The sequence below is a fragment of the Marinobacter sp. MIT930201 genome, from assembly GCF_047122665.1.
Classification (GTDB): Bacteria; Pseudomonadota; Gammaproteobacteria; order Pseudomonadales; family Oleiphilaceae; genus Marinobacter; species Marinobacter salarius.
Map to the genome: position 1 here is coordinate 1899209 of NZ_CP138916.1, position 25431 is coordinate 1924639.

The following is a 25431-nucleotide window of genomic DNA, read 5'->3' on the forward strand; positions in this document are numbered from 1 at the left end:
GTTTCATCATTTGATAAATCTCAATCCTATTAACTGCCCCACCAAACTTCCCTAAAGCTCTCTAAAACCGTCACCTTCACCATTAAATACAGACAGTTAACAGCGCGAAAACGTGCATGGCACACGCGTTGCTAAATCACCGTCAGTCGCGTTATCCACAAAAACAAAGACGGTGACATAAAATGCGAAATGCCCCCCTGCGCAAATGGCGCACTACCGGCGCAGCCGTATCGCTGGTCGGATTGTTTTCGGTTCTGTTAACGGGTTGCGAAGCGCCCCTGGATCTTGACGCGGTTCGAGATCAGTCGGGACAGGCCGTTAAACGGACCGATTTCTATCAAGCCATTGCTCGCAATGACGAGGTTATCGTGCTGACTGGCAACAACGGTGTTGTGTTGGTCAGCTCAGACAACGGAGAAAGCTGGAAACGGCAGACGCCAACGTCGGAAAGCTTCCTTGCGTTGGACGTATGCCCGGACAACAGCTTTATTGCGCTGACGTTCAACAACGAAATCTGGCATGGCGATACCAGCGGAGATAACTGGACGGCGCATTCCCTGCCCAGCCAGGAACAGATGATGACCGCCGCTTGCGCTCCGGACGGCAACTGGTGGGCAGCAGGTGCTTTCACCACTATTCAGGGCAGCGCTGACCAGGGTGAGACCTGGACTGAGACTTCACTCAACGAAGACGCCATCCTCAACAACCTCCAGTTCATCGATGCCGACCATGCTTTCATAACCGGTGAGTATGGCCTGGTACTCAAAACCACGGACGGCGGAGAGAACTGGGACTATGCCGGCTACCTTCCGGATGAGTTTTACGCCCATTCCAGCTATTTCCGTTCAGACAATGAAGGTTGGGTTGGCGGCCTGAACGGTTTCATCTACCACACCGCCGACGGCGGAGAGAACTGGGAGAAATCCCCCACCGGCATCAACGCCCCGATATTCGGTTTCGTTGCCGGCCCTTCAGGGTTATACGCCCTGGCGGATAACGCCACCGTATTGCAGCAGACGGGGCGATCCTGGCAGAAGATCTCCGCGTCCGACCAACCCCTGTATTTGCGTACCGGCCTGATTCTCCCCGACCACCGACTACTCGCCGCTGGTGGCCGTGGCCTGCTGCTGAACCTTGAAACTCCCGTGGCCCACTCGGCCAGCACTGACTGAGGAACTCCGCCATGCCTGGACTGCATCGATTCACCCATCTCCTGCATTCGCTGGAGCTATGGATCTTCAACAACCCGCGCAAGGTATTGAGCGTGATCGCCATCCTCACGCTGGCGTTCGCCCTGCGTATCCCCGGGCTGAAAATCTACACCGACTTCGCCGACCTGCTGCCGCAGCAACATCCCTATATCGAACTGCACAACAGCATCAAGGACAGCTTTGGCGGCGCCAACGTTCTTACGGTGGGTGTCGAATTCGAAGATGGCGACATTTTTACCAACGAGAATCTCGCCAAGATCGACCGAATCACCCAGGCCGTGGACAACCTGCCCGGGGTTAACCACAACCTTGTGTCCAGCGTGACTCACCGGAATTCCCGCAAAATCTGGCTTACGGAAGTCGGCAGCATCAACTCGGAACCCTACTACGACTCCACCTCCGGCGAGTACTCACGGGAAGCACTGGCTGCCATGAAAGCCGATGTGGCGGCCAACCCACGGGTGTACGGCCCCCTTGTGTCTCCAGATATGAAAATGGCCCTGGTCAAGGCGCAACTGATTGAAGGCAAGCTGGATTACGAAAAGACGTTTGCACAGTTACAACAGCTGCGTGAAGCGGAGGAAAGCGCGGGAGTCAGGATCTACGCCACGGGACAGCCAGTCCTGGTGGGGTGGGCCTACACGTACATGGAGCAGATCCTCCAGATCTTTATTTTCACCGTAATCACCATGCTGGCCTTACTCGTTTTCCATTTCCGCAAGGCCTACGGTGTGCTGATCCCCCTGGGCGGCGTTTTGGTCTCCACGATCTGGGGGCTTGGGATCATCAGCCTGCTCGGTTACAACCTGGATCCGCTCGGGCTGGTGATCCCCTTTTTGATTGCAGCCAGGGCGATGAGCCATGGCGTACAGCTCGTTGAACGCTACTATGCGGAAACCCGCGAACTGGGTAGTGGCCCCAAAGCCGCAAAAGCGACCTTTGACAGTCTTTTCCGCCCTGGTTCCCTGGGTGTTGTGTCGGATGCTATTGGCCTGTCGCTCATTGCCATCGGGTCCATTCCGTTGAATACCCATCTGGGCATCTATGCTTCCCTTTGGGCGATCACTGTTGTGTTCACGGTGCTGATCGGCGTGCCACTTCTGTTATCCATTCTGCCAACGCCCAAAGACCCGAACCTGCGCGAAACCGCCCTGCGCCATATCGGCGCCAGTTGCTCACGCACGGTTGCACGGCCAGGCGCGGCGAAAGTGGTGCTGAGTGTCGCGGCACTGGCGATGGCCGCAGGACTATTAGCGGCGTCCAACGTGCAGATTGGCGACTCGGAGCCAGGCTCTCCCATCCTGTATCCCGACCACGACTACAACGTTTCTTCCCGCGTGGTGAATGAGCGCTTCCCGGGCTCCGAGGAGCTCTACATCGTGGCGGAAACCGAAGAGAAAGGGGGCCTGAAACGTCCGGAGGTACTGGCTGCCCTTTCTGATCTGCAATCCCACATGCTGAAGGACCCGGAAGTGGGCGGCAGCAAAGGCCTGCCCGACCTCGTTAAGCAAGTTAACCGCCTGATGCACAACGACGACCCCCGTTGGTACCAGATTCCTCACGATGCGGGCTATGTCGGCGGGCTGATGTTTACCTACATGGCCTCCAGCCCGATTCCCGGGGCCCTTGATGAATTCAACGACACCGACGACCGCGTTGCCAACTTGGTGTTCTATTACAAGGACCGCCAGGGCGAGACCATCCGCCGTGCCATTCACATGGCCAAGGAATGGATCGCGGAGAACGGTGACAGCGTTGAGGGCCTGACCATCAAACTCGCGGGGGGAACCCTTGGTGTTGCCGCCGCAATGAACGAATCAGCCTTCGAGACCAATGTCATTGTTCTGCCACTGGTTTTCCTGCTGATCTTTGCCTTTGTCATGCTGTTCTACACCTCATTACACGCCGGGCTGATGATGCTGTTGGCGATGATTTTCGCAACCACTCTCACCTACGCCTATATGGGCTTTAATGCGCTCAATATCGACATCAATACCGTGCCGGTGATTGCCGTGGGTATCGGCGTCGGCATCGATTATTCCATCTACATGATGGACCGGATACGGGAAGAAATGGCCCGACTTGGCAACCTGAGGGACGCCGTCAGGCGAGCCATATCCACCACCGGCATGGCCATCAGTTTCACCGCGCTGACGTTGATGGCGGGCATCATCATGTGGGTCATTTTCTCAGACCTCCGATTCCAGTCTGATGCAGCATTGCTGCTGTGCGTCATGATCGTGATCAACGGCATCGCGGCCATGCTTCTGGTGCCTTCCTGGGTACTGGTCTTCAAGCCTCGCTTTGTTACCGATGTTTACGCCGACGAAGACGGCATTCTCCATGCTGATCGTCATCCACCAACACCATCTCCATCGTCCGGTTCCCCACGGGAACAAGAGGATGGGTTCGTGCCGGGAGAGCCGTACCGGGCCTGAGCCCGGTAGGACACTCCACTAAAACCTGTAACGAGGACATGCCATGCAAACAACAATAAAAGGCCTGAGGCTCTGGTGCTATACCCTTGCGGGAAGTGCCGGCCTGGCGCTGTTACCAATCAACTCCGCCGTCGCCCAGGAAGATACCCGGGTAAACGGCTTCTACGAGAATGCAACCTACGGCCGGGATGGCGTAGGGCTTTCAAAATTCCGCAACACACTACAGCTGGAAGCAGAGAAACGGGCTGGAGATGTCGGCATTTTCAGTAATGTCTCCGTCAACGCCACGCTCCGTGGTAGCTATGACGGTGTTTACGACCTTAATGATGACGAATACGGCCGCAATGCCGGTGGACCGGTCCGCCTGGAAAACCGGGCAGCGGGACCCAACGCCACCGTGCCCCACGGTGGCGGCCTGAAGCTGCCGAACTCCTTCAGTGAAGCGAACAACCCCAACGAAGGCATGATCGTGTTGGGTGAAAACCTGCATGATACCGACGGCGGTGTAGCCTTCGGCGTGCCGGTTCGCCCCTGTGACGAGGACGAACGAGGGTGTATCGACGGTTATTTGGACAAAGACACCAACGACATGCGATTCCAGGAGTTCAACGACCGCGCCGATTTCATCCGCGAACTCTACGTGGATTTCGATTACAACTTCTCGAACGGTAATATCCTCAGCACCCGATTGGGCAAGCAGCAAGTCATCTGGGGACGTACCGACCTTTTTCGGGTGTTGGATGTGATCAACCCGGTGGATTACTCCCGCAACAATATCTACGACGAACTGGAAGACATCCGGATTCCCATGTGGATACTCCGGACCGACTACCGCATGGGGCCAACCGAGGTGTTCGATGGCCTCGCCTTCGACGACCTTAATTTCCAGCTGGTATGGAACTTCGACAAGTTCCGCCCGCACGATATCGGCCAGTGCGGTCAGCCCAACGTTATTCTCGATGCCGGCTGCTTCTTCCGCGGCATGAACAGCCTCTGGGAAAATGGTGGCACAGTGGCCAACTTCGCAGGCGGCGAAGCGGCAACGGATTTCGGCCCCGGCCAGATCGGTATCCGCGAAGCGCACATGCCAAGCTGGAGCCTGGCGAATACCCAGGTCGGCCTCAAGATGGAAGGCGTTTATGGTGATCTGGGCTTCTCGCTCAACGCCCTGACCTATCGCTCCCAACTGCCCTCTCTTCGGGGCGGTATTCCCGCACAAAACGGCTTTACCGGTGAAACCGGTATATGGCCAAGCCTGATTGCCTTCGATATCCACTTCCCGAGGGTCAACCTGTTCGGTGGCTCCCTGGATTATTACGCCCAGAGTGTTGATACCGTCCTCAGGCTTGAAGCGGCCTATACCACCGGCGAGGAATTCGCCAATACGCTGGAGGAAGATCTCTACTCCGAGAGCGACGTGGTTCGCTACGTGGTCGGCGCTGACAAGAACATCTTCATTCCCCTCCTGAACGAACACCAGGCATTCCTGTTCTCCGGCCAGGTATTCGGTCAGCACATCCTGGATCACGAGCGCGAGCAGCGTCGGTTTGGTGAAGCCGGTATTCCCGACTGGAAAGAAAACTGGACAGGCACCCTGCTGATCAAAGGCTTCTACATGAATGGCCGCCTCAGCCCGCAGATCATCACCGCACATGATTTCCGAGCCGGGGCAACCGCGATCGCGCCGTCTGTTGAGTGGCTGGTCAGTGACAACTTCCGTGTCACGGCCGGTGCAAACATCAAGGTGGGTACCGGCGCGCGCAAATTCGATGACTGCCGTAGCTGCAACCCCTGGGATCCGTTCACCGCCACCTATCCGGGGCAACCGGCCGGGGAGTCTGCCGGCCTGGGTGGATACGAGCCGCTGGGCCGCTTCCAATCTGGCCCCATTGGAATGGCTCAGGAAGAAGACGAGCTTCAACTGACCATGCGTTACAGCTTCTGATATAGAGGAAACATCATGAAACGAGCATTCCGAAAATCCGTGTTTAATGGCCTGGTGATCGGTCTTACGGCGGGCGCCTTCTCCGCTGGCGCCTTTGCCAGTGACAAGGTCATCAACGAATCGTTCCATCCATACAAGGATCAAATGCCAAGCCACGAAGGGCTTAGCGCCGGCATGACCATCGACGAATCCAACGTGGCACAGTTCAAGGACGTGATCGATCCGGCCTTCTATACCTTCATCGAGAACGGCTGGACATCCATTGCCGTGGGAAAGACCACGTCCTTCGACCTGCACCCTGCCTATGTGGACGCAACCCGCAACGCCCTGGGTGAGGTTTCCCTGGGTGAGCAGGTCGGGGAAATTAACGGCTGGAAAGCCGGTCGCCCGTTCCCGCAGGAGCCGGATGCGGATGACCCCCGCGCCGGCGAAAAACTGGCCTGGAACTACAAGTACGGCTACAACTGGGGCGACAGTGCCGCCATCATGCCGTTCTACTGGAAGTACCGGGACATGGAATCAGCCAAGGTGGAGCGGACCATCAAATTCAACTTCCACTTCCTGAATTACAAGGGCCGAGTGATACAGGAACCCACCCCGGAAATCACGCCCAACCCGTCTGACCTGTTCCGCGCCATCTATGTACAGGTACTCGACCCAGCGGACGTCCGCAATACGCAACTTCTGATTCACCGGGCCGCCGACGACCTCAAACGTGATAACTCCTGGCTCTATTTGGGCTTCCAGCGCCGCGTGCGCCGCCTGGCCACAGGCCAGGTTACCGATGCCTTTCTCGGTTCGGACCTGATGATCGAAGACTTCGAGGGCTACAACGGCCGCATTTCCGACATGGACTGGACCTATAAGGGCACCCGTTACATGCTGATGCCGTTCTACAACCACAACGAGCTGAAGCTGGACGAAGAAACCCACAGCGACAGCAATGGTTACCAGGTGGTGGCTTTCAGTGGCAAGGGCGGCTGTTTCCCGGACATCACCTGGCAGCTCAGAAAGGTGTACGAAGTGGAGGCGAAACCGGTGGATGAAAGCCATCCGCTGTCGAAACGTATCCACTACATGGACGCCCAGACGTTCACCATTCCCCGCACCGTCGCCTATGACCGTAAGGGCAGCCTGTGGAAAACCTTCACCATCGGACAGGCCCATCCAGACCACCACCTGCCCAAGAACGAGGGTACCGGTGTATCCATTGACGACAGCTTCAGCATGATCGACGTGCAGGCCAGCCACTGCACCACCGGCCAGTTCAAGGGCCAGGTCGACCCCGAGCTGTCCCCCCCCAATATGTTCAACGTGCAGCATCTCCGCGCAACCGGCAGTTAAGGCTGGTGTACCCCTTGGGCCCGTATTATCGGGCCCTTTTTTATTCATTAAAGATGGCTCATCAGCGCCCGGATGCGACGATTGTCGGGGAACCGGCCCAGCAAAGACGCGATCACCTCACGGGCCTTATCCTTCTGGCCCAGCTGATACAGTGCCACCGCGTAGCGGTAGCCGAACAACCATTGCTCCGGGGCAAGCTCAGCGGCCTGCTCCAGATTTTCCAGGGCTGCTGGGTAGTCCTTCAGCTTCAGGTTTATCAAGCCACGCAGGTGAACCAGCTGCGCCTCACCCGGCGATGCCTCCAGCGTTGAGTCAATCAACTGGATCGCTTCACGGTTACGACCTCCAGAGCGGAGAACATCCGTTAGCTGAATGGCTGCCGGGACATAACCACGGTCTTTCTCCAGGGCACGGTCTAACGTCTTTTCGGCCTTGTAGATCATGTCGTTCGCCAATAGGTAGCGGGCCTTCAGGACAAGGCCCGAGGGAAGGTCTGACTGAACATCCAGGAAGCGCTCGTATTCGTTCCGGGCATTTTTCCAGGCCCCTGAATCCAGGGTTTGACCCAGCCTCACCAGCGTTTCGAAGGCTGCGATGCGTACCGCAAGGGATGGATCATTAAGGCCGACTACCGCCAATTTCAGGGCCTGATCTTCGGCCCCATGGCGCAGCACTCTGTAGGCACTCTCACGAATCACCGCATGTTTGCTCCGGAGCAGTTCCGCGACAAGTGATGGTTTGTTCCGGGCCAGCGCTTCACCCCATCGCTCCAACAGCGTAGCCCGGCGTAGTGCCGGTTTGTCAGAGTCTGTGAGGTAAGCCGTCACCTCTGCTATGTCCTGCTGCTGAACGTGATACCAGGTATCAGTCTCATAGAGTTCCGGGAACCAGCCACCCACTGTGGCTACTGACCAGTCGCGCTCCTTGTCAGAGTGGCACGCCAGGCACACATCCGGGCTACCACTAGCTTTCGAGACATCCGGCCGCGGCACCATGAAGCTGTGTTCACGGCGGTCATCAATCTTCATGAAGGTGGTTTCTGGCATGTGGCAGTTCACACACAGGGCCCCGCCGCTGTCTTCAGGATGATGGTGATGCTCCGGCGTATCAAAATCGCCGGCATCGTGGCACTGCGCGCAGACGGCGTTTCCCTCTGCTTTAAGTTCCCCGCTGTGGGGGTTGTGACAGTCGCTGCATACCACGCCGGCCTGAAACATTCTGCTTTGCTCAAAGGAGCCCAGCACAAACACTTCTTCCCGCACCCGGCCATCGGAATAATACAGCGGCTGCTCTGGCCGGCTCAGGCTATACTGGTCATGGACCTGGCCGCCCTTAGTGTCGGCCAGACTGGTCCTTAACGAGTGGCAACGCCCGCAGGTAGTCACCTGCGCATCACTGGATGATTTTCCCGTGTGTCGTGGCGGGCGGCCACCTTCACTGACCAGCCAGGCTCCCATCGCCGCCAGATCGACGCCGGCGCCGAGGGACCTGTCCTGGTGCTTGGCTTCGGCGTGTGCCTGTGCCGTTTCATGACAGGCAGTGCAGCTCACTGCAACGTGATCCCAGGTGGTATTGTAAGTATCGCTTTGCGTATCGTAGTTGCGCTCTAGCCCAGTGGAGTGGCAATCCGCGCACTGGTTGTTCCAGCTCTGGTAGATGCCGGTCCAGTGCATGGCATCTCCGGGATGGTTTTCACCCGCTTGATCCAGCCTGAACCAGCGCTGACCACCTTCGGGCTCGTCCCGGGAATCCCAGGCAATATTTAACGCCTGGAGCCTGCCATTACCGATATCGATCAGATACTGTTGTAACGGATAAACACCGAAGGTATATCGCACCGTCCATTGCTTTGTTTTCCTGCCTTCAGTGGTATGGATAACGTAGGTATTTTCAGTGCGGCTGAACCGGACCTCAAGATCGTCGTCGCTGTAGGTCGCCCCGGAGAAATCGCCTGATACAGAACCTGGGCTGGCAGGCGCCATCGCCGCCGCATGTTGCGACTCACTCCATTGTTCCACTTCATCTGCATGACAACCGGCGCAATCTGCCGGTTTAGCGACAACACCTGCGCTTGTTAATACCAGACAAAAGAACACCGACAAACACCGGTCAGGGTTAATCATATCGTTCAATCTCGCGTCGTGAACGTCGGGTATTTACCAGATGCTTAACTGATTATCGCGTCTGGATCGCCTTATTGGCTTCCGTTGCCTTTGTCCTGCAAGGCCCGAGCTGAGACCCACTACAGCTGGCCTGTCCATTGCTTATAATACTCAACAAAACGGATGGAAATTCCGAACAGAGCATACAAAAACAACGATATTGCGCTATGAAGAAAGACGACGTTCCCTTTTCCCACAACATCGGCGTTCAGTCCTCCGATTTTGAGGAAGCCCGTTGCTTTATCAACTCCCGCATCGATGATCGGGAAGTGTCACCGCTGTCCGCTAGTGGGAGCGCTAACAATCTGCTGACCTGCCAACCACTGGGGGGCTCTACTCTCTTTGGTGCTCAATGGTCGGAGAAAGTCCATGTCCAGTCGGATGCACAGTCAACCTTCCATGCGATACTGGTATTGTCAGGTCGCATTCACTGCAACGCACTGAACCAGGATATTCCCCCCAACAGTTTGCTTTTAATCGCGCCGGGGAAGCTCGCAGATCTGGTCTGGGAAAAATCCACCAGATCCGTCGTTATAAACCTCTCCAAACAAACGTTGATTGACAACCTGGGCGTTCCAAGCCTCGAACTCCTGCGGGACGACACGACCCTTGTGTCTGGAAACCACCAGGATGCTCAGTTGCTTAAAAACGGCATTGAGTGCCTGGCAGCGCAGCACCAGATTTATCAGGGAAACATCGGGGTTTCAGTTCAAAAACAATGGGAGAGTCTCCTGGTAGCTCAGTTATCAGATCAACTCCACCGGCCTGGAACCGAAAACCTGAATATTCTGCCAGCGCGTATCCGGCTCGCAACAGACTGGATTCTGGCGAATATTCGGGAACCCATATCAGTATGCGATTTGCTTCGTGTTACCGGAGCCAGAAGGCGCTCCCTTGAGTCCGGTTTTCGAACCTACCTGAACACCACGCCTGCTAAATTCATTCTTCGTCATAAGCTCAAAGGCGTAAGGGAAACGCTCCTGTCGGACCCGGATATCAACATCGGCGATGCTGCGTTCTCCTACGGTTTCAATCACCTCAGCCATTTCACATGCAAGTACCAGGAGGCCTTCGGCGAGCTGCCTTCGGAAACCGTGCGGCAGCGCCGAAATGCGCACTTCGTGTTGCCTAAAAAGGCCCGGTCCAGGACGGTATAGGCCGGGCAAGACGCTTTCATGTTCAGAAAGACAAGCTAAAGCCCACCGCATAGTTGCTTGGCAGAGTGTCGTACTGACCGGTCTCGGCCCAGACTTTCATCTGCGGTGCCACTCGCTGTTCCACCTTGAGGGTGTAAACGCTCTCATCTTCAGCGTTATAGTCATGGTTCTTTTCCTTGTACCCAATCGCAACACCCGCCCCACTACTCGCAACGTAGTTGGCCGATATACCGTAAGAGTCATAGTCTGCCTTACCATCAGGCGCCAGGGGGTATGGTGAGTTGGAGTTGTGTTCCCAAACCGCGCCCAGTGTCAGGCCCCCAAGGCTGTAGCTAGCTCCGGCGGCGGAGATCTGGTAATCGTCGGTGGCGAATGGTGGCAGTTGTTCCTGCATCAACATCGTTGTTCCAACCGCAAAATTAAGATTCTCACTCTTGTGAACCAGGCGAATTGCTCTACCGTCCACATCCTGATCGTTGCTGTCATTCAGCGTAATTGCCGCCACTACCAGTTTGGTCTTCATTAACCAGGGTGTGTGATAGGCAAATGTCCCGGATGTCCTGTCCGGCTGGGCAAAAATTCCGTCAGGGTGGAGATCAGCGTGGGGCTCGTTGAATTCGTAATGATTGATGGGGCTATAGATGTCTACCCACTGCCCACTCGTTCCGCGCGGCGCCACTACAAACATGCCGTAACGGGTCGGTAGCCAGAACTTTGCTTCTTTGACGTGTACCTCCGCTTCTCCTCCCGGATTGCGGCTATCAGCATCGTTGGCGGCCGCGGCCAGATCCACCTCAACTGCATAGTTCAGGTTCAGCCCCTTGTCGATGACCGCCTTGCCCCTCAATCCCAGCTCCAGTTCAAAAGCCTCAGCCTCGGCATCAGCACCTTCAATTTTCAGGGCACCGGCGCTCAGATAGCCGTACGCCTCCGGTTGCTCCAGCTCTACCGCTATTGCGGGGGTCGCGACAGCGGCGGAAACCGCAGCTGCCAAAACAGTTTTACGGATTGTCATACTAGTTCTCCTGCTTGTTTTTGCGGGGCGCGGTTACTCAACACACTTGCCGTACAGGCAGGTGGTGAAGCTGTAACCTACTTTCCTCATGTCCGCAGGATCAGCAGGAAAGACACCGTTGCGGCTAATGTATGCGTCCCACTCCACTAGCATTTCCTTGAGCTTTTCCGGCTTCTCCGCAGCCAGGTCGGTTGTTTCAGCAGGATCTTCTTCCAGGTTGAACAGCTGCCACTCTCCCTGGCCATAGGGCTCTTCCAGTAGCCGGATTTTCCAGTCGCCCTTACGCACCGCGGCACGGCCCAGCAACTCCCAACCAACAACGCGGTTTGTCTTGGCTTTACCATTCAGGCCTGGGAGCATGGACACGCCCTGGATATCGAAAATTTCACGGCCGTTATAGGGGCTTGTGGGCTGTTCAATACCCGCCAACTCCAGAAAGGTGGGCATAACATCCATCACGTGGAAGAACTCGTGGTTAATTTCGCCACCGGACTGACCCGGCAGGCTGAGAATGGCCGGAACCAGCAAGCCGCCCTGGGACGGGTATGCCTTCCACATAGGATATGGCGTAGCACTGACCTGCCCCCACTGAGCGCCATACCAGATGTAAGAGTCAGGACGGCCGATATTGTCGTAGCTGTTGTCGTACTCGGAGGCAATCCATTCCTTATTCCTGGGCAACACTTCCGGGCTATTGCCATCGGCACCGTTATCGGAGATGAACAGCACGACGGTGTTGTCCAGCTCGCCCGTCTCCTCCAGATAGCCCATCACACGGCCGATATTGTGGTCCATGTTGTCGACCATGGCCGCGTATACTTCCATCTTGCGGGCTTCAATCTTGCGCTGCTCATCAGTCAGTTCATTCCAGGTGGGAAGTTCATCAAACGGAACATTGGCTGAAAGCTCATGGCCTATGAGCCCCATCTCCTTCATCTTACCCACACGCTGCTTGCGAATTGCCTCATAGCCCTCGCCATACTGGCCCTCGTATTTGTTTATGTAGGACTCTGGTGCATGGAGCGGCCAATGGGGTGCGGTAAATGCAAGAAAACTAAAGAAAGGCTTGTCTTCTGCAGCATCGATATATTCGATGACCTTGTCGGCGTAGAAGTTAGATGAGTAGAAACCTTCAGGCGCCTCAACCTGCTTCCCATCCTCCAGATAGATTGCCTTTGGATCGACACCAATAATGGCGCGCCCATCATCAAAATGGCTGGCGCCACCTTGGACAAGCACCCAGGAGTTATCGAAACCACGAGCTGCCGGGCTCAGCTCTTCCGTCCGACCGAGGTGCCACTTACCGGCTATCGACGTACTGTAACCATTGTCTCGAAGGACTTCTGGAAGGGTTGCTACGAGATCGTTCAGATACCCTTCGTAACCGGGTTTACCTTTCTGCTCTGCAGTGAGTAGTTCAGCCATGTTACCGATACCGGCCTGATGGCTGTCAGTACCGGACAACAGCATGGACCGAGTAGGAGAGCAGGTTGGTGCGGTATGGAAGTTGGTCATGCGGACGCCCTCATCCGCCAAGGCATCCAGGCTTGGGGTTTCGATTTCCCCGCCGTAGGCGCCGATGTCCGAGTAGCCCAGGTCATCGGCCACAATCAGGAGAAAGTTGGGTTTGCCCGCCTTATCAGCGGAGGCCATCATCGAGGCTGCCATCAGCCCCAGGGCCATACCCAACCGACGAAGCAGTGCATTGTTGTTATACATTTCATGCCCTCAGTCAGTTTGTTGTTGAGCCACCTGTGAGTGGTCAACTTCATTCTGCTGAGGGTTGTGGTGTAAGGGTTATCCCGTATGCGCAGGGCCTAACCAAAATGCGCAGAAATCTGGAAAGCGGGCGTCCCTGCCCAGACTGGAAGGGTGGTTTTATGCCTTATCAAAAATGAATAACCGTCCGAATACTCTTCCCCTCATGCATCAACTCAAACGCCTCGTTGATGTCCTCAAGAGGCATGTTGTGGGTGATAAACACGTTCAGTGGAATGTCTCCTTTCTCGGCCTTTTCGACATAGCCGGGCAGTTCCGTCCGGCCCTTCACGCCACCAAACGCAGAACCTTTCCAGACCCGGCCGGTAACCAGCTGGAACGGCCGGGTGCTGATTTCCTCACCGGCACCGGCCACGCCGATGATGATGGATTCACCCCAGCCTTTATGACAGCACTCCAGGGCTGAGCGCATCACGTTGACGTTGCCGATACACTCAAAGGAGTAGTCCACACCGCCGTCTGTCATTTCAACGATGACTTCCTGAATCGGCTTGTCGTAGTCCTTGGGGTTCACTACGTCCGTGGCACCCAGCTGTCTGGCGATATCGAACTTGCCGGGGTTGATGTCGATGGCGATGATGCGGCTGGCCTTGGCCATGGTGGCGCCAATAATCGCCGCCAGGCCGATTCCGCCGAGACCGAAGATAGCGACCGTCGCGCCTTCTTCCACCTTCGCTGTGTTCAGCACCGCGCCGATACCGGTAGTGACGCCACAGCCCAGAAGGCAGACTTTGTCCAGTGGTGCATCCTTGGGTATCTTCGCCAGGGAAACTTCCGGCAATACCGTGTATTCAGAGAAGGTGGAGCACCCCATGTAGTGATAGACAGGCTCACCCTTGTAGGAGAAACGGGAGGTACCGTCCGGCATCACTCCCTTGCCCTGGGTTTCGCGCACGGAACCACACAGGTTGGTTTTGCCGGACGTACAGAACTTACATGTTCCACATTCGGCGGTATAAAGAGGGATCACGTGATCACCCACTTCGACGGAGGTGACACCTTCTCCAACCGCCTCAACAATGCCGCCGCCTTCGTGGCCGAGGATGGCCGGAAAATTCCCTTCGGAATCGGCGCCGGACAGCGTGTAGGCGTCCGTGTGGCAGACGCCGGTGGCAACGATACGCACCAGCACCTCCCCTTTCTGGGGCGGAGCAACATCCACTTCCACAATTTCCAGCGGTTTGTTGGGGGCAAACGCCACCGCAGCACGGGATTTGATCACTGGCAGACTCCTTGAACGTGGTTCGGAATAAAATGTCTCGGGTTTTACGGGTTTGACGCTTACTAGACGACCGGTCTAATATACCAGCCATGACATCGAACGACACCCGCAATCACATTATCCACACCGGCGCCGACCTGATTGGTCAAAAAGGCTTCGGCGCGACGGGCATCAATGCCGTGCTGACCGCCGCCGGTGTACCCAAAGGGTCGTTCTACCATTACTTTAGCAGCAAGAACGATTTCGGGTTGGCTGTCATCGACACCTTTGCGCAGGAATACGACACCAAGCTGGATCGGATTCTGAACGACCACACCCGCTCGGCGGTGGACCGCCTTAGGGCCTACTTCGACACTGGTCTGGAAACCATGACCAGCTGCGAATTCACCCGGGGCTGCCTGATTGGCAATCTTGGCCAGGAGCTGGCCGGGCAAAACGAAACCTTCCGCAGACGCCTCGACACCGTCTTTCAGGGTTGGGAAAAACGCTTTGAGCGTTGTGTTGAAGAGGCTCGTCAGGCCGGCGATATCGATGCATCCATCGACCCTGCCGACGTCGCCAGCTTTCTGCTTTCCGGCTGGGAAGGCGCCATTCTCAGAGCCAAGGTTCTGAAGTCTACCGAGCCCATGGAGCGGTTTGTGCGGGTCTTTTTCCGCCAATGTCTTGGCCTTCACTGAACGCCCACATTTTTTTCAGTCATTACTAGTAGACTGGTCTAATTACACTCAGTTAATCCTCAAGGAGAGTGATCAATGAACAACGTAAACGACGCACTGTTTCAACCGCACGATCTCGGCACCCTGACGCTGCCCAACCGCGTTCTGATGTCTCCCCTGACCCGTTCGCGCTCCAGCCAACCTGGAGACGTACCGAACGACATGAACGCGCAGTACTATCAGCAGCGTGCCGGTGCAGGACTGATCATCAGCGAAGCAACCCAGGTGTCACCTCAGGGTAAGGGCTATGCATTCACGCCAGGCATCCACTCGGAGGAGCAGATTGAGGGCTGGCGCAAGGTCACCAGTGCGGTGCACATGGCGGGCGGACGCATTCACATGCAGCTCTGGCACGTTGGCCGAATTTCCCATACGGCGCTGCAGCCGGATGGCAACAAGCCTGTAGCACCATCGGCGATCAAACCCGAGGGCGCCAAGACCTTCATCAGCGCCGACTCCGGCATGGTGGACGTGCCCGAGCCCAGAGCTCTTGAAGCCGGCGAAATGGCGGACATCGTGGAGCAGTATCGCCAGGGCGCGCTGAACGCCAAAGCGGCCGGGTTTGATGGCGTTGAAGTACACGCCGCCAACGGATACCTGCTGGACCAGTTTCTCAAGAGCGGCAGCAACCACCGCAGTGATGAGTTTGGCGGCTCCGTTGAAAACCGGATGCGCCTGCCACTGATGGTGATCGAGGCCGTGATCGACGTCTGGGGCAAGGACAATGTCGGCGTTCGGGTCAGCCCGACCGGCAGCTTCAACGCCATGTACGACGAGGACCCGGTCGAAACCTTTGGTGAATTCGCGAAGCGGCTGAACGACCTGGGCATCAGCTACATCGAGGTCGTGGAAGACTCGTTCCAGGGCAACCATGCGAACGGCCGCCCGGAATCGGTGATCGATGCCATCCAGGCTGGATTCCACGGCACTTACATCGCCAACGGCGCCTACACCGCTGAGGAAGCTCGCAAACGGATCGGCAATGACCGTTGTGATCTGGTGACCTTTGGCCGTCCGTTCATTGCCAATCCCGATTTGCCCGAGCGTTTCCGCCAGCATGCGGAACTGAACAAATGGGATGACAGCACTTTCTACGGCGGCGATGAGCGCGGCTACACCGATTACCCGACGCTGAAGGAACTTGAACCCAGCGTCTGAACATCACTTTCACACGAGTAAGGAGTCAAACCATGAGCAATACCAACGACCCAATCAATAGCAAAGTCGTGATTATCACCGGCGCCAGCAGTGGCCTGGGTGAGGCAACTGCCCGCCGCCTGGCAGCGCGAGGAGCCCGGCTGGTGCTTGCGGCCCGTCGCGAAGACCGCCTGTCCAAACTGGCAGAAGACCTGAAAGCCGAGGGTGCTGAAGTCACCTGGAAGGTGACCGATGTGACTGACCGAAACCAGGTCGAGTCACTGGCTGCCACCGCGAAAGAAACCTTCGGCCGGATCGACGTACTGATCAACAACGCCGGCCTGATGCCACTGGCACCGCTGGACGCTTTGAAGGTTGATGAGTGGGACCAGATGGTGGACGTCAACATTAAAGGCGTGATGTATGGCATCGCGGCTGTGCTGCCGACCATGCGGGAGCAACACAGCGGGCATGTGATCAACCTGTCGTCCGTTGCCGGACACAAACTGTTCCCCGGTGCCGCTGTGTACTGCGCCACGAAATACGCGGTGAAAGCGCTGTCTGAAGGCTTGCGCATGGAAGCCGGCGACGAGATCCGCAGCACCAATATCTCACCGGGCGCCATCGACACCGAGCTGACCAGCACCATCACTGACCCGAACGCCAAACAGGCAGCGGATGAACTCTACAAGGTGGCGATTGATTCCGATGCGGTGGCGCGGGCCATCGTCTATGCCATCGAACAGCCTGCGGACGTGGATATCAACGAAATTATCCTGCGGCCAACGGCTCAGGAGCTCTAAGGCTGTTGCTTGCTGAACGCTGTCGGCGTGCATCTGGTTGATGCCGCCGACAGGCGGGTGTGATACTGGTTGTTCCATTCCAGACGGACACACCAAACATGACCACTGTGCAGCAGGCCCTGGCCCGCATTATCGATACCTGCCAACCGGCCACACTGGTGGTTTGCGGCGAGATCGCTGGTGAGGTTGGGGATCACTGGTGCCGGCACCACAGCGAGTCGGCCATGACCACCCTGGATACCAGCGCCCCCAACGATGCCTTCCCTCTGCCCGAGACCCAGGACCTGGCCCTGGTGACCAACACGCTCGAACACCTGAACCACGACGAGGGCCAAGTACTGCTGGGCCAACTGCGCAACTACGGCACCCACCAGATTGCCGTTGTGGTGAAAGACTGCCCCGGTTGGTCGTTTACGGATTTCATCGGGCTGGGATTCCGCCGGCAGGCTGAGCTTGGTGACGAAGAGAGCCCTCTCACGCTCTACACCTACAACATCGACAGCTACAACCACAAACGCGCCTGGAACAATCCCGACAACTGGGCCAATCCGGAAATGTGGGACAAGGCCTGGTGGTAGCGACCACGCTTACAGCGAGGCCACCACGTCAAGGTTGTGGCGACAGGCGCTCAGATAGGATGCCCCGAAAAGGTTGTAGTGATTGAGGGTGTGGTACAGATTGTAGATGGCCCGCTTGGTGTCGTAGACATCCGTTCTGGGGTAGACCCGGTCATAGGCACGATAAAAAGCCGAGGAGAAGCCACCAAACAGCTCTGTCATGGCAATGTCCGCCTCCCGGTCACCGTAATAAACCGCGGGATCAATGAGCCATGGCCCGGTGCTGTCGAACAGGACATTCCCGGACCATAGGTCGCCGTGGAGCAGGCTTGGGTGTTCGCAATGCGCATTCAGAAACCGGGCAAGCTTGTCGCCCTGACGCTCAAGCACCGTTTCAAACTCTCTCCGGACATGGTCGTTGCGGATCATGCCTACCTGCACACCCAGTCGATCTCTCAGGAAAAACGCCCCCCAATCGTCCGTCAGGCGGTTCTTCTGTGGTGACATCCCAATCATGTTATCGGCGTCAAACCCGTACTCGGGCTGACGTACCGCATGCATTTGCGCCAGGCCCTCACCAAGTGCGGCCATGGCTTCCTCGCCCGCCGGGCCAGGATGGATCTTCGGAATCACCAGCTCGCGGGCTGATACGGCTTTCACCTCCGGCACATGCACTCTGCTGACACCAGCCGCCTTGAGAGTGTCTGCCAAAACCTCAAGGCCGCGGGCTTCGCACAACAGCGCATCGGGAAAGGACGAAGGATTCTGTTTCACGTAATCGGTCATGCCACCAGTATAACCATGATCGGAAATCGCCTCGCAAACATCCTTGGCTTTGTCACAGGCTTCATGGATCATGGAGCTGCAAGGCCATCCCACACAGGAATAGCCCGATGACAGGTTTTAGCAAGCGCACGGCAAACGAACAGTTGAATCAAGAGGCGGACAAGGTTCACCGCAGAGATGTGGGCGCCCTGCTCGACCGCCAGCAGGCCATCGAGGACAAAGTCAGGAACAGTGGCAAACTGAGCCGGTTCAGCACTGACATCCGGCTGATGTTTTCCATGCTCAGGGACTACTGGCAGGGCAACTATCGCGAAGTACCCTGGAAAAGCATTGCGGCGATCGCCGGTGCCCTTGTTTACGTACTCAATCCCCTGGATTTGATTCCGGACCTGCTGCTGGGATTCGGCCTGCTGGACGACGCCGGTGTGGTGGCCGCATGCCTGGCCCTGGTGGAATCCGACCTGCTTCGTTACGCAGCGTGGAAAGATCTTAAAATAGAAACACAAACGCTTACGGATAGCGATTGATTCAATAGTGGACTACCGTTAATCTTCGAAAGCCCTCTGAATCACAAAACCCTTTGGAGCTAATGTGGATTTTGCCACCCTGATCGGCCTTGTTGGGGCCATCCTGCTTATAGCCTCAGCCGTCATTCTTGGCGTGTCGCCGGATGTTTTTATCAATCCCCCCTCCATACTGATTGTGGTCGGTGGCACCATGCTGGTTGTGCTGGCGAAATTCAGCTTCCACCAGTTTTTCAGCGCCTTCAAAGTGGCCGCTCGAGCGTTCAAATTCCGTTTGCCGGACACCCGTGAAAGCATTGATGAACTGATTGAGGTAGCCAATGTTGCCCGCAAGCAAGGCATGCTCGGCCTGGAAGAGCGCGAAGTTGGCTCGCCGTTTCTCGGCCAGGGAATACAGATGCTGGTCGATGGCCAGGATGCTGAAACCATCAAACACCTGCTGTCCAAGGAGCGCCTACTGACGCTGGATCACAACCGGTCTGGCGCAAAAGTCTTTACGGCAATGGCCGATGTGGCCCCTGCCATGGGGATGATCGGAACCCTGATCGGGCTGGTGCAGATGCTGTCCAACATGGAAGACCCGAAATCCATCGGTCCTGCCATGGCGGTTGCCCTGCTAACCACACTCTACGGCGCAATGATTGCCACCATGATCGCCACCCCCATCGCGGACAAACTCTCGCTGCGAATGACTGAGGAAGCGCGTCTGCAATCGCTCTATATTGATGCGCTGGTTGCTATCAAGGAAGGCACCAATCCGCGGATTATCGAACAGATGCTGTCGAGTTACCTGACCCCGAAAGAACGTGAGAAAAACTCAGAAGCCGAGACCGCAGGCGTTTAGCCATGGACGAATTACCAGAAGAGGAAAAAGCGGGCATTCCCGCCTGGGTAGTGACATTCGCGGACCTGATGTCGCTGCTGATGTGCTTTTTCGTCCTGCTGTTGTCGTTCTCCGAGATCGACGCACAGAAGTTCAAACAGATCGCTGGTGAACTGTCGAAAGCGTTTGGTGTGCAGCGCGAGGTGCCCGTCCTTGAGGTACCCATGGGCACCAGCCCGATTTTCGATCAGTTTTCTCCGGCACCGCCCGAGCCCACCGTCGTCAACGAAGTCAAACAGACAACCACCGACGAGCAGCCCGAACTGGAAACCCTGAAAAGCCCTACGGATGTGGCTGTGGAATCCGCCATCCAGGAAGAGCTCGAGAAGACCCTGGAGCAGGTTCGATCGGTTCTTGAGACAGCCATCGAAGACGGCCGGGTCAACCTCATCCAGGACAATCATAGAATCATTGTTCGCGTTGAGGAGAAGGGGGCGTTTCCCTCCGGTTCGGCGGACCTGACCTGGGAGTTTGAAGGTCTGTTGCTGGAAATGGCCGACATACTGGTGCAGATCCCCGGCAAGCTGACCATCGAAGGCCATACCGACGATGTTCCCATCCGTACGCAGCGGTTCTACAGCAACTGGGATCTATCCGCCGCCCGGGCGGCAGCGGTTGCCAATGCGCTCCTCGCCGAGGGTAATCTGAAGCCTGCCCGGCTGGCGGTCACCGGTCTCGCTTATACCGAGCCACGAGTACCAAACACCTCTTCGGAGAACCGCGCCAAAAATCGCCGGGTGGAAATCATTATCGATCTGTCCGGACCGATCGAGGAACAGGAGATGCGGTTAAGGGAACTCATGAACCCCGAAGCCGATGTGTCTGCTGCACCGGATTCCCGCAGTTCCGACGACTCCGACCAGGACGAATTACTGTGGTAGACGGCCATATTGGTGCACTCGGCCCATTAATGCACCATTAAAGAGCGCAAACACCCCGCCTTCAACTCAACCCCGCCCAATTTCAGAGCGGAAAATCACCTAATCGACTACCCGCTCTGAATTTGCCTCAAAATGGAACACTCCTTGCTTGGTGTGCACGCTATCAATGCACAACCCGCCCGTGACAGGTGGATAAAACCAAAAAATCAGGAGCAACCAACCCGTGGACATCACGAGTGCAGTACATACCCTGACCGAAAGCGCCAACACACTGTTCATTCTGATCGGTGCCATCATGGTACTGGCCATGCATGCTGGCTTCGCCTTCCTGGAAGTCGGCACCGTGCGCCACAAGAACCAGGTGAATGCTCTGGTAAAAATCATGACCGACTTCGGCATCTCCGCCGTGGCCTATTTTTTCATTGGCTACTACATCGCCTACGGCAGCCACTTTATGGCCGGCGCTTCAGAGCTAACGGCCGCAAATGGCTATGACCTGGTCAAGTTCTTCTTCCTGATGACCTTTGCCGCCGCCATTCCCGCCATCGTCTCCGGCGGTATCGCCGAGCGTGCGAAGTTCTACCCCATGCTTATCGCCTCCGGGCTGATCGTGGCATTTGTATATCCCTTCTTCGAGGGCATGATCTGGAACGGCAACTACGGCTTCCAGGCCTGGCTGGAGAACCAGTTTGGTGCAGCCTTCCACGACTTTGCCGGCTCGGTCGTGGTGCACGCCGTGGGCGGCTGGATCGCCCTGGCCGCCGTGCTCCTGCTGGGCGCACGTAAAGGCCGTTACCGCAATGGCCGCGTGGTGGCGTTTGCCCCCTCCAACATTCCATTCCTGGCGCTGGGCGCCTGGATTCTCACCGTCGGCTGGTTCGGCTTTAACGTGATGTCCGCCCAGACCCTGGATGGCATCAGCGGCCTGGTGGCGGTGAACAGCCTCATGGCCATGGTGGGTGGCGTTCTGGTGGCCATGCTGGTCGGCCGCAAGGACCCGGGCTTCATCCACAACGGACCGCTCGCCGGCCTGGTGGCGGTGTGCGCCGGTTCGGACCTGATGCACCCGGTCGGTGCGCTGATTACCGGTGGCATCGCCGGCGCCATCTTCGTGTACATGTTTGAGTGGGCCCAGGACAAGATTGAGCGCCTGGACGATGTACTGGGTGTATGGCCCCTGCACGGTGTGTGCGGTGTATGGGGTGCCATTGCCGCCGGCATCTTTGGCCAGGAAGCGTTCGGGGGCCTGGGCGGGGTCAGCCTGATGTCGCAGATCATCGGTGCGGTTGCCGGTGTTGTGGTGGCTTTTGTCGGCGGCCTGATCGTCTACGGCATTGTTAACGCCATCTCCGGCCTGCGTCTCACAGAAGAAGAGGAATTCAACGGTGCGGATGTCAGTATTCACCGCATTGGCGCTACGTCCCTGGAATAACCCTTGCCCGCCAGCCGCCTTTCCCGGCGGCTGGCAATGCTTTTTATTGACACTTCCCTCCGTCTGGCCTTTTCTTAAATAACCCGTTCCGGTGATAAACCCACGGTTTGCCGCCAGAGTGGCCTGCCTTTTGCTGTTCCTTTACATCATGGGAATGGCTGAATACCGACCGCCCACATCCGGTGGACGGCGTGTTCAGGAGAGGGTCATGGTTATGTTGATACAAACCCCACCCGAGGGTATCTACGACGAACTGTTCGACCAGAATAATCGGGTACGACCCAGCTGCAGGATGCTGGAGGACTGGCTGATCCGATCCGACGAAGCCCTGTTGGCCGAGAAGCGCCGCGAGGCAGACGTGCTGTTCCAACGCCTGGGCATCACCTTTAATGTCTATGGCGAAGACCAGGGGGCCGAACGGCTTATCCCGTTTGATCTGATCCCACGAGTAATCTCCGCCAGCGACTGGCAACGTCTGCAAGCTGGTTTGCGCCAGCGGGTGCAGGCGTTGAACCGCTTCCTGTTCGATATCTATCACGAGTTCGAGATTATTCGCGCCGGTGTCATCAGTGCTGAACAGGTATTCGCCAACCCCCAGTACCAGCCCGGCATGCAAAACCTCAAGCTGCCACGTAATCTGTATTCCCACATAGCCGGCATCGATTTGATCCGCCACAACGACGGCGATTTCTACGTGCTGGAAGACAATCTCCGCTGCCCCAGCGGTGTCTCCTACATGCTGGAAAACCGGCGCATGATGATGCGCCTGTTTCCAGAACTGTTTGCCAAGGCCCCGGTAGCACCGGTTGAACATTACCCGGCCCTGTTGGGCGAAACACTGCGCGCAGCGTCGCTAAATCCCAACCCTACCGTAGTCGTGCTAACCCCCGGCCGTTTCAACAGTGCCTATTTTGAACACGCCTTCCTGGCCCGGCAGATGGGTATCGAACTGGTGGAAGGGGCGGACCTGTTTGTACGGCGCAATAAGGTCTACATGAAGACCACCGTCGGCCCCCAGCAGGTGGACGTGATTTACCGGCGGGTCGACGACGACTTCCTCGATCCGCTGGCTGGCAACCCGGATTCCATGCTGGGTGTACCCGGGCTCTATGCAGCCTACCGCACCGGCAATGTGGTGCTTGCCAACGCCATGGGCACCGGCGTCGCCGACGACAAGGCCATTTACCCCTTCGTACCCGAGATGATCCGTTTCTACCTGGGTGAAGAACCGATCCTGAAAAATGTCCCCACCTGGCAGGGCCGCAAGCCAAAAGACCTCAAGTACATCCTCGACAACCTGCCAGACCTGGTGGTCAAGGAAACCCAGGGCGCTGGTGGCTACGGCATGCTGATCGGCCCCAAGGCCAGCAAAAAAGAGCTGAGCCATTTCCGCTCGCTGTTGCGGGCCAGGCCAGACAACTACATTGCCCAGCCCACACTGAGCCTGTCTACCTGCCCGACGTTTGTAAACGAAGGCGTAGCGCCCCGACACCTCGACCTGCGGCCTTTTGTGCTTTCGGGCAAGAAAGTGCAGATGGTACCTGGTGGATTGACCAGGGTGGCCCTGAAAGAAGGGTCGCTGGTGGTGAATTCGTCCCAGGGCGGTGGCACCAAGGACACCTGGGTACTGGAGGGCGAGGAATGCTGAGCCGAGCTGCATCAAGTCTGTTCTGGATGGCCCGCTATCTTGAGCGGGCGGAAACCCAGGCCCGTCTGCTGGACGTCAGCCTCACCATGGCGTTGATCGACGTTCCCGAAGACCGCGAGGAACAGCTATCCGTGCCATTGCTGGTGACCGGTAGCCGCGAAACCTTTCACGAGCTCTACCCGGAAATCACCCCCCAGAACCTGATTGATTTCCTGCTTCTGGACGACCGCCACCCTGCCAGTGTGTTCAGTGTAATCCGCAGCGCCCGGGATAACGCCCTGCACGTGCGAGGCAATCTCTCCGCAGATGTCTGGGAGAGTATTAACCTGGCCTGGATGGAGCTGAAGGAACTACGCCATAAAGGGGTGACCGAATCCAACGCCAGCCGGGTGTTTGACTGGACCCGCGAACGCTCAAACGTGTTCCGTGGTGCAGCCTATGGCACCCTGCTGCGCAATGACGCCTTCCATTTCCTGCTCCTGGGTACGTTTATCGAGCGTGCAGACGCCACCGCCCGCGTGCTGAACATCCGCCACCACATGGCCACCAAATCCCTGGAAGGGCACCCCACCCAGTCGTTCTTCGAATGGACGGCGCTGCTGCACTCGTTGGCCGCCTTTGAGGCCTACCAGAACACCTACGGCCACAATATCGAACCGATGAATGTGGCCGAACTGCTGATTCTCAAACCGGATGTTCCCCGTTCGCTCCACGCCTGCCTGGAGGAAATCGCGGATCTGCTGGAGCAGATCGAAAGCGGCGAGGCCCGCCGGGCCCGGCGCCTGGCCACAAGCCTGTATGCCAACATCCGCTACGGCGACCGCGAGTACATTGCCGAGCGCGGCCTGAATGAGTATCTGACCGACTTCCTGCAACGCATCCAACGCATCGCCGGCCAGATCCAGAAAGACTACATGGGGTGGAAACAATGAAGCTGAATATCCGCCATGACACCACCTATAGCTACGACGAACCCATGCACAAAGGCATCCAGTATCTACGCCTGACACCCCGTAACACACCCCAGCAGAAGATACTGGAGTGGCACCTGAGTGCCCCTGGCGAAACCAGCCAGATGACAGACGGCTTCGGCAATATTGTTACCGTCATGACCATGGACAAAGCGACCAGGGAGATCACCCTGACGGCGGAGGGCGTGGTTGATCTCACGGGCAAACCATTAACCAAGGACGACTCACCGTTTCCGCCCGAGGTGTTCCTGCGCCACACTCCGTTAACCGACGCCGACAAAGCCATCAAAGCCTTCGCCAGCCAGTTCTCCGCCAACAAGCGCAGCCTGGTGCGCATGATGAATCGTATCCTCGAGCACATCGAATTCACGCCCGGCGTCACCACGGTGACCCACACAGCCGCCGAGGCCTTCCAGCAGAAGGCGGGGGTGTGCCAGGACCATACCCATGTATTCATCTCCTGCTGCCGCCACATTGGGGTGCCGGTGCGGTATGTCAGCGGTTACATCCACACGTTCAGCGATGACCACCTGGCCACCCACGCCTGGGCCGAGGCCTGGCTGGGCCACAACTGGCATACCTTTGATGTGGTGAACCTGCTCAATGTTGCTGAAAGCCATATCAAGCTGGCAACCGGACTGGATTACCGGGATGCAGCACCCGTGCGGGGCATTCGCAGCGGCGGCGGCATGGAGCACCTGCAGACCCGTGCCTGGGTCACCATGGCCGGGGAAAGCCAGTAACAAAAAGCTGTGCAAATTCCACACGCCGCCCCATGCTTTCTGCGCAGAAACGGGTAAACTGAGCGCATTCAGTACGA

Annotated in this window: 21 protein-coding genes; 16 read left to right on the forward strand and 5 right to left on the reverse strand. The window is 57.2% G+C overall.

Annotated elements, in window-relative coordinates; translation table 11 throughout:
• Positions 1–182 precede the first annotated feature (182 nt).
• Genes SIC19_RS08845 through SIC19_RS08860 form a run of 4 tightly spaced genes read left to right on the forward strand, consistent with a single transcriptional unit; the run spans position 183 to position 6938 of the window.
• A complete protein-coding gene (locus tag SIC19_RS08845; protein WP_041333553.1) occupies positions 183–1172 on the forward strand; it encodes a WD40/YVTN/BNR-like repeat-containing protein in 990 nt (329 codons plus the stop codon).
• Positions 1173–1183: 11 nt separating this feature from the next.
• Positions 1184–3649, forward strand: coding sequence for an efflux RND transporter permease subunit (locus tag SIC19_RS08850; RefSeq protein WP_075195490.1), 2466 nt, complete (start codon positions 1184–1186; stop codon positions 3647–3649).
• Between the two features lie 43 nt (positions 3650–3692).
• Positions 3693–5594 carry a DUF1302 family protein gene (locus tag SIC19_RS08855; RefSeq protein WP_075195491.1) on the forward strand — a complete coding sequence of 634 codons (1902 nt, stop codon included), beginning with the start codon at positions 3693–3695 and terminating at the stop codon, positions 5592–5594.
• A gap of 15 nt (positions 5595–5609) precedes the next feature.
• Complete coding sequence (locus SIC19_RS08860) at positions 5610–6938, forward strand: DUF1329 domain-containing protein (protein WP_007152875.1); 1329 nt, start codon at positions 5610–5612, stop codon at positions 6936–6938.
• A gap of 47 nt (positions 6939–6985) precedes the next feature.
• On the opposite strand, the gene SIC19_RS08865 is transcribed toward SIC19_RS08860, so the two are convergent.
• A complete protein-coding gene (locus tag SIC19_RS08865; protein WP_159265584.1) occupies positions 6986–8956 on the reverse strand; it encodes a tetratricopeptide repeat protein in 1971 nt (656 codons plus the stop codon).
• A 311-nt stretch (positions 8957–9267) separates the two neighbouring features.
• Between SIC19_RS08865 and SIC19_RS08870 the strand changes: the two genes are divergently transcribed.
• The gene (locus SIC19_RS08870) at positions 9268–10257 is read left to right on the forward strand and encodes a helix-turn-helix transcriptional regulator (RefSeq protein WP_075195493.1); all 990 of its coding nucleotides are present in this window, start codon (positions 9268–9270) and stop codon (positions 10255–10257) included.
• Between the two features lie 22 nt (positions 10258–10279).
• On the opposite strand, the gene SIC19_RS08875 is transcribed toward SIC19_RS08870, so the two are convergent.
• The 3 genes from SIC19_RS08875 to SIC19_RS08885 all read right to left on the reverse strand — a co-directional run bounded on the left by SIC19_RS08875 (position 10280) and on the right by SIC19_RS08885 (position 14273).
• Entirely contained in the window at positions 10280–11272 is a 993-nt protein-coding gene (locus SIC19_RS08875) for a porin (protein ID WP_075195494.1), read from the reverse strand.
• Positions 11273–11305: 33 nt separating this feature from the next.
• On the reverse strand, positions 11306–12991 hold the full coding sequence (locus SIC19_RS08880; RefSeq protein ID WP_226909967.1) for an arylsulfatase: 1686 nt from the start codon (positions 12989–12991) through the stop codon (positions 11306–11308).
• Positions 12992–13160: 169 nt separating this feature from the next.
• Entirely contained in the window at positions 13161–14273 is a 1113-nt protein-coding gene (locus SIC19_RS08885) for an S-(hydroxymethyl)glutathione dehydrogenase/class III alcohol dehydrogenase (protein ID WP_127402339.1), read from the reverse strand.
• A gap of 89 nt (positions 14274–14362) precedes the next feature.
• On the opposite strand from SIC19_RS08885, the gene SIC19_RS08890 reads away from it, so the two are divergent.
• From SIC19_RS08890 to SIC19_RS08905, 4 genes are all read left to right on the forward strand, one after another.
• The gene (locus SIC19_RS08890) at positions 14363–14950 is read left to right on the forward strand and encodes a TetR/AcrR family transcriptional regulator (RefSeq protein WP_091641575.1); all 588 of its coding nucleotides are present in this window, start codon (positions 14363–14365) and stop codon (positions 14948–14950) included.
• 75 nt (positions 14951–15025) lie between these two features.
• Entirely contained in the window at positions 15026–16147 is a 1122-nt protein-coding gene (locus SIC19_RS08895; protein ID WP_091641572.1) for an alkene reductase, read from the forward strand.
• 32 nt (positions 16148–16179) lie between these two features.
• Entirely contained in the window at positions 16180–16929 is a 750-nt protein-coding gene (locus tag SIC19_RS08900; protein ID WP_041333548.1) for an SDR family oxidoreductase, read from the forward strand.
• Positions 16930–17027: 98 nt separating this feature from the next.
• Positions 17028–17507 (forward strand): DUF6231 family protein, encoded by a 480-nt coding sequence (locus tag SIC19_RS08905; RefSeq protein ID WP_127402340.1) that lies wholly within the window; start codon positions 17028–17030, stop codon positions 17505–17507.
• A gap of 9 nt (positions 17508–17516) precedes the next feature.
• On the opposite strand, the gene SIC19_RS08910 is transcribed toward SIC19_RS08905, so the two are convergent.
• Positions 17517–18344, reverse strand: a complete 828-nt coding sequence (locus SIC19_RS08910) for a fructosamine kinase family protein (protein ID WP_127402341.1) — start codon at positions 18342–18344, stop codon at positions 17517–17519.
• A 35-nt stretch (positions 18345–18379) separates the two neighbouring features.
• Here SIC19_RS08910 and SIC19_RS08915 point away from each other — a divergent pair, with 35 nt between their 5' ends.
• From SIC19_RS08915 to SIC19_RS08945, 7 genes are all read left to right on the forward strand, one after another.
• Positions 18380–18799 carry a YkvA family protein gene (locus SIC19_RS08915; RefSeq protein ID WP_075195505.1) on the forward strand — a complete coding sequence of 140 codons (420 nt, stop codon included), beginning with the start codon at positions 18380–18382 and terminating at the stop codon, positions 18797–18799.
• A gap of 64 nt (positions 18800–18863) precedes the next feature.
• On the forward strand, positions 18864–19640 hold the full coding sequence (gene pomA, locus SIC19_RS08920; RefSeq protein WP_126810812.1) for a flagellar motor protein PomA: 777 nt from the start codon (positions 18864–18866) through the stop codon (positions 19638–19640).
• Positions 19641–19642: 2 nt separating this feature from the next.
• The gene (locus SIC19_RS08925) at positions 19643–20560 is read left to right on the forward strand and encodes a MotB family protein (protein ID WP_041333542.1); all 918 of its coding nucleotides are present in this window, start codon (positions 19643–19645) and stop codon (positions 20558–20560) included.
• A gap of 223 nt (positions 20561–20783) precedes the next feature.
• Positions 20784–21992, forward strand: a complete 1209-nt coding sequence (locus tag SIC19_RS08930) for an ammonium transporter (RefSeq protein WP_075195508.1) — start codon at positions 20784–20786, stop codon at positions 21990–21992.
• A gap of 214 nt (positions 21993–22206) precedes the next feature.
• Positions 22207–23640, forward strand: a complete 1434-nt coding sequence (locus SIC19_RS08935; RefSeq protein ID WP_091641618.1) for a circularly permuted type 2 ATP-grasp protein — start codon at positions 22207–22209, stop codon at positions 23638–23640.
• The gene (locus SIC19_RS08940; protein ID WP_036202232.1) at positions 23634–24572 is read left to right on the forward strand and encodes an alpha-E domain-containing protein; all 939 of its coding nucleotides are present in this window, start codon (positions 23634–23636) and stop codon (positions 24570–24572) included. Before SIC19_RS08935 ends, SIC19_RS08940 begins: the two co-directional genes overlap by 7 nt.
• Positions 24569–25354, forward strand: a complete 786-nt coding sequence (locus SIC19_RS08945) for a transglutaminase family protein (RefSeq protein ID WP_036202229.1) — start codon at positions 24569–24571, stop codon at positions 25352–25354. The genes SIC19_RS08940 and SIC19_RS08945 overlap by 4 nt, the downstream gene beginning before the upstream one ends.
• Positions 25355–25431: the final 77 nt, after the last annotated feature.

What these genes read in the sequence shown, in the direction of transcription:
- SIC19_RS08915 (WP_075195505.1), top strand. Translation starts at nt 18,380, where the DNA reads ATGACAGGTTTTAGCAAGCGCACGGCAAACGAACAGTTGAATCAAGAG.
- SIC19_RS08900 (WP_041333548.1), top strand. Translation starts at nt 16,180, where the DNA reads ATGAGCAATACCAACGACCCAATCAATAGCAAAGTCGTGATTATCACC.
- SIC19_RS08935 (WP_091641618.1), top strand. Translation starts at nt 22,207, where the DNA reads ATGTTGATACAAACCCCACCCGAGGGTATCTACGACGAACTGTTCGAC.
- SIC19_RS08855 (WP_075195491.1), top strand. Translation starts at nt 3,693, where the DNA reads ATGCAAACAACAATAAAAGGCCTGAGGCTCTGGTGCTATACCCTTGCG.
- SIC19_RS08845 (WP_041333553.1), top strand. Translation starts at nt 183, where the DNA reads ATGCGAAATGCCCCCCTGCGCAAATGGCGCACTACCGGCGCAGCCGTA.
- SIC19_RS08875 (WP_075195494.1), bottom strand. Translation starts at nt 11,272, where the DNA reads ATGACAATCCGTAAAACTGTTTTGGCAGCTGCGGTTTCCGCCGCTGTC.
- SIC19_RS08910 (WP_127402341.1), bottom strand. Translation starts at nt 18,344, where the DNA reads ATGATCCATGAAGCCTGTGACAAAGCCAAGGATGTTTGCGAGGCGATT.
- SIC19_RS08850 (WP_075195490.1), top strand. Translation starts at nt 1,184, where the DNA reads ATGCCTGGACTGCATCGATTCACCCATCTCCTGCATTCGCTGGAGCTA.
- SIC19_RS08880 (WP_226909967.1), bottom strand. Translation starts at nt 12,991, where the DNA reads ATGTATAACAACAATGCACTGCTTCGTCGGTTGGGTATGGCCCTGGGG.
- SIC19_RS08925 (WP_041333542.1), top strand. Translation starts at nt 19,643, where the DNA reads ATGGACGAATTACCAGAAGAGGAAAAAGCGGGCATTCCCGCCTGGGTA.
- SIC19_RS08940 (WP_036202232.1), top strand. Translation starts at nt 23,634, where the DNA reads ATGCTGAGCCGAGCTGCATCAAGTCTGTTCTGGATGGCCCGCTATCTT.
- SIC19_RS08890 (WP_091641575.1), top strand. Translation starts at nt 14,363, where the DNA reads ATGACATCGAACGACACCCGCAATCACATTATCCACACCGGCGCCGAC.
- SIC19_RS08870 (WP_075195493.1), top strand. Translation starts at nt 9,268, where the DNA reads ATGAAGAAAGACGACGTTCCCTTTTCCCACAACATCGGCGTTCAGTCC.
- SIC19_RS08860 (WP_007152875.1), top strand. Translation starts at nt 5,610, where the DNA reads ATGAAACGAGCATTCCGAAAATCCGTGTTTAATGGCCTGGTGATCGGT.
- SIC19_RS08945 (WP_036202229.1), top strand. Translation starts at nt 24,569, where the DNA reads ATGAAGCTGAATATCCGCCATGACACCACCTATAGCTACGACGAACCC.
- SIC19_RS08905 (WP_127402340.1), top strand. Translation starts at nt 17,028, where the DNA reads ATGACCACTGTGCAGCAGGCCCTGGCCCGCATTATCGATACCTGCCAA.
- SIC19_RS08895 (WP_091641572.1), top strand. Translation starts at nt 15,026, where the DNA reads ATGAACAACGTAAACGACGCACTGTTTCAACCGCACGATCTCGGCACC.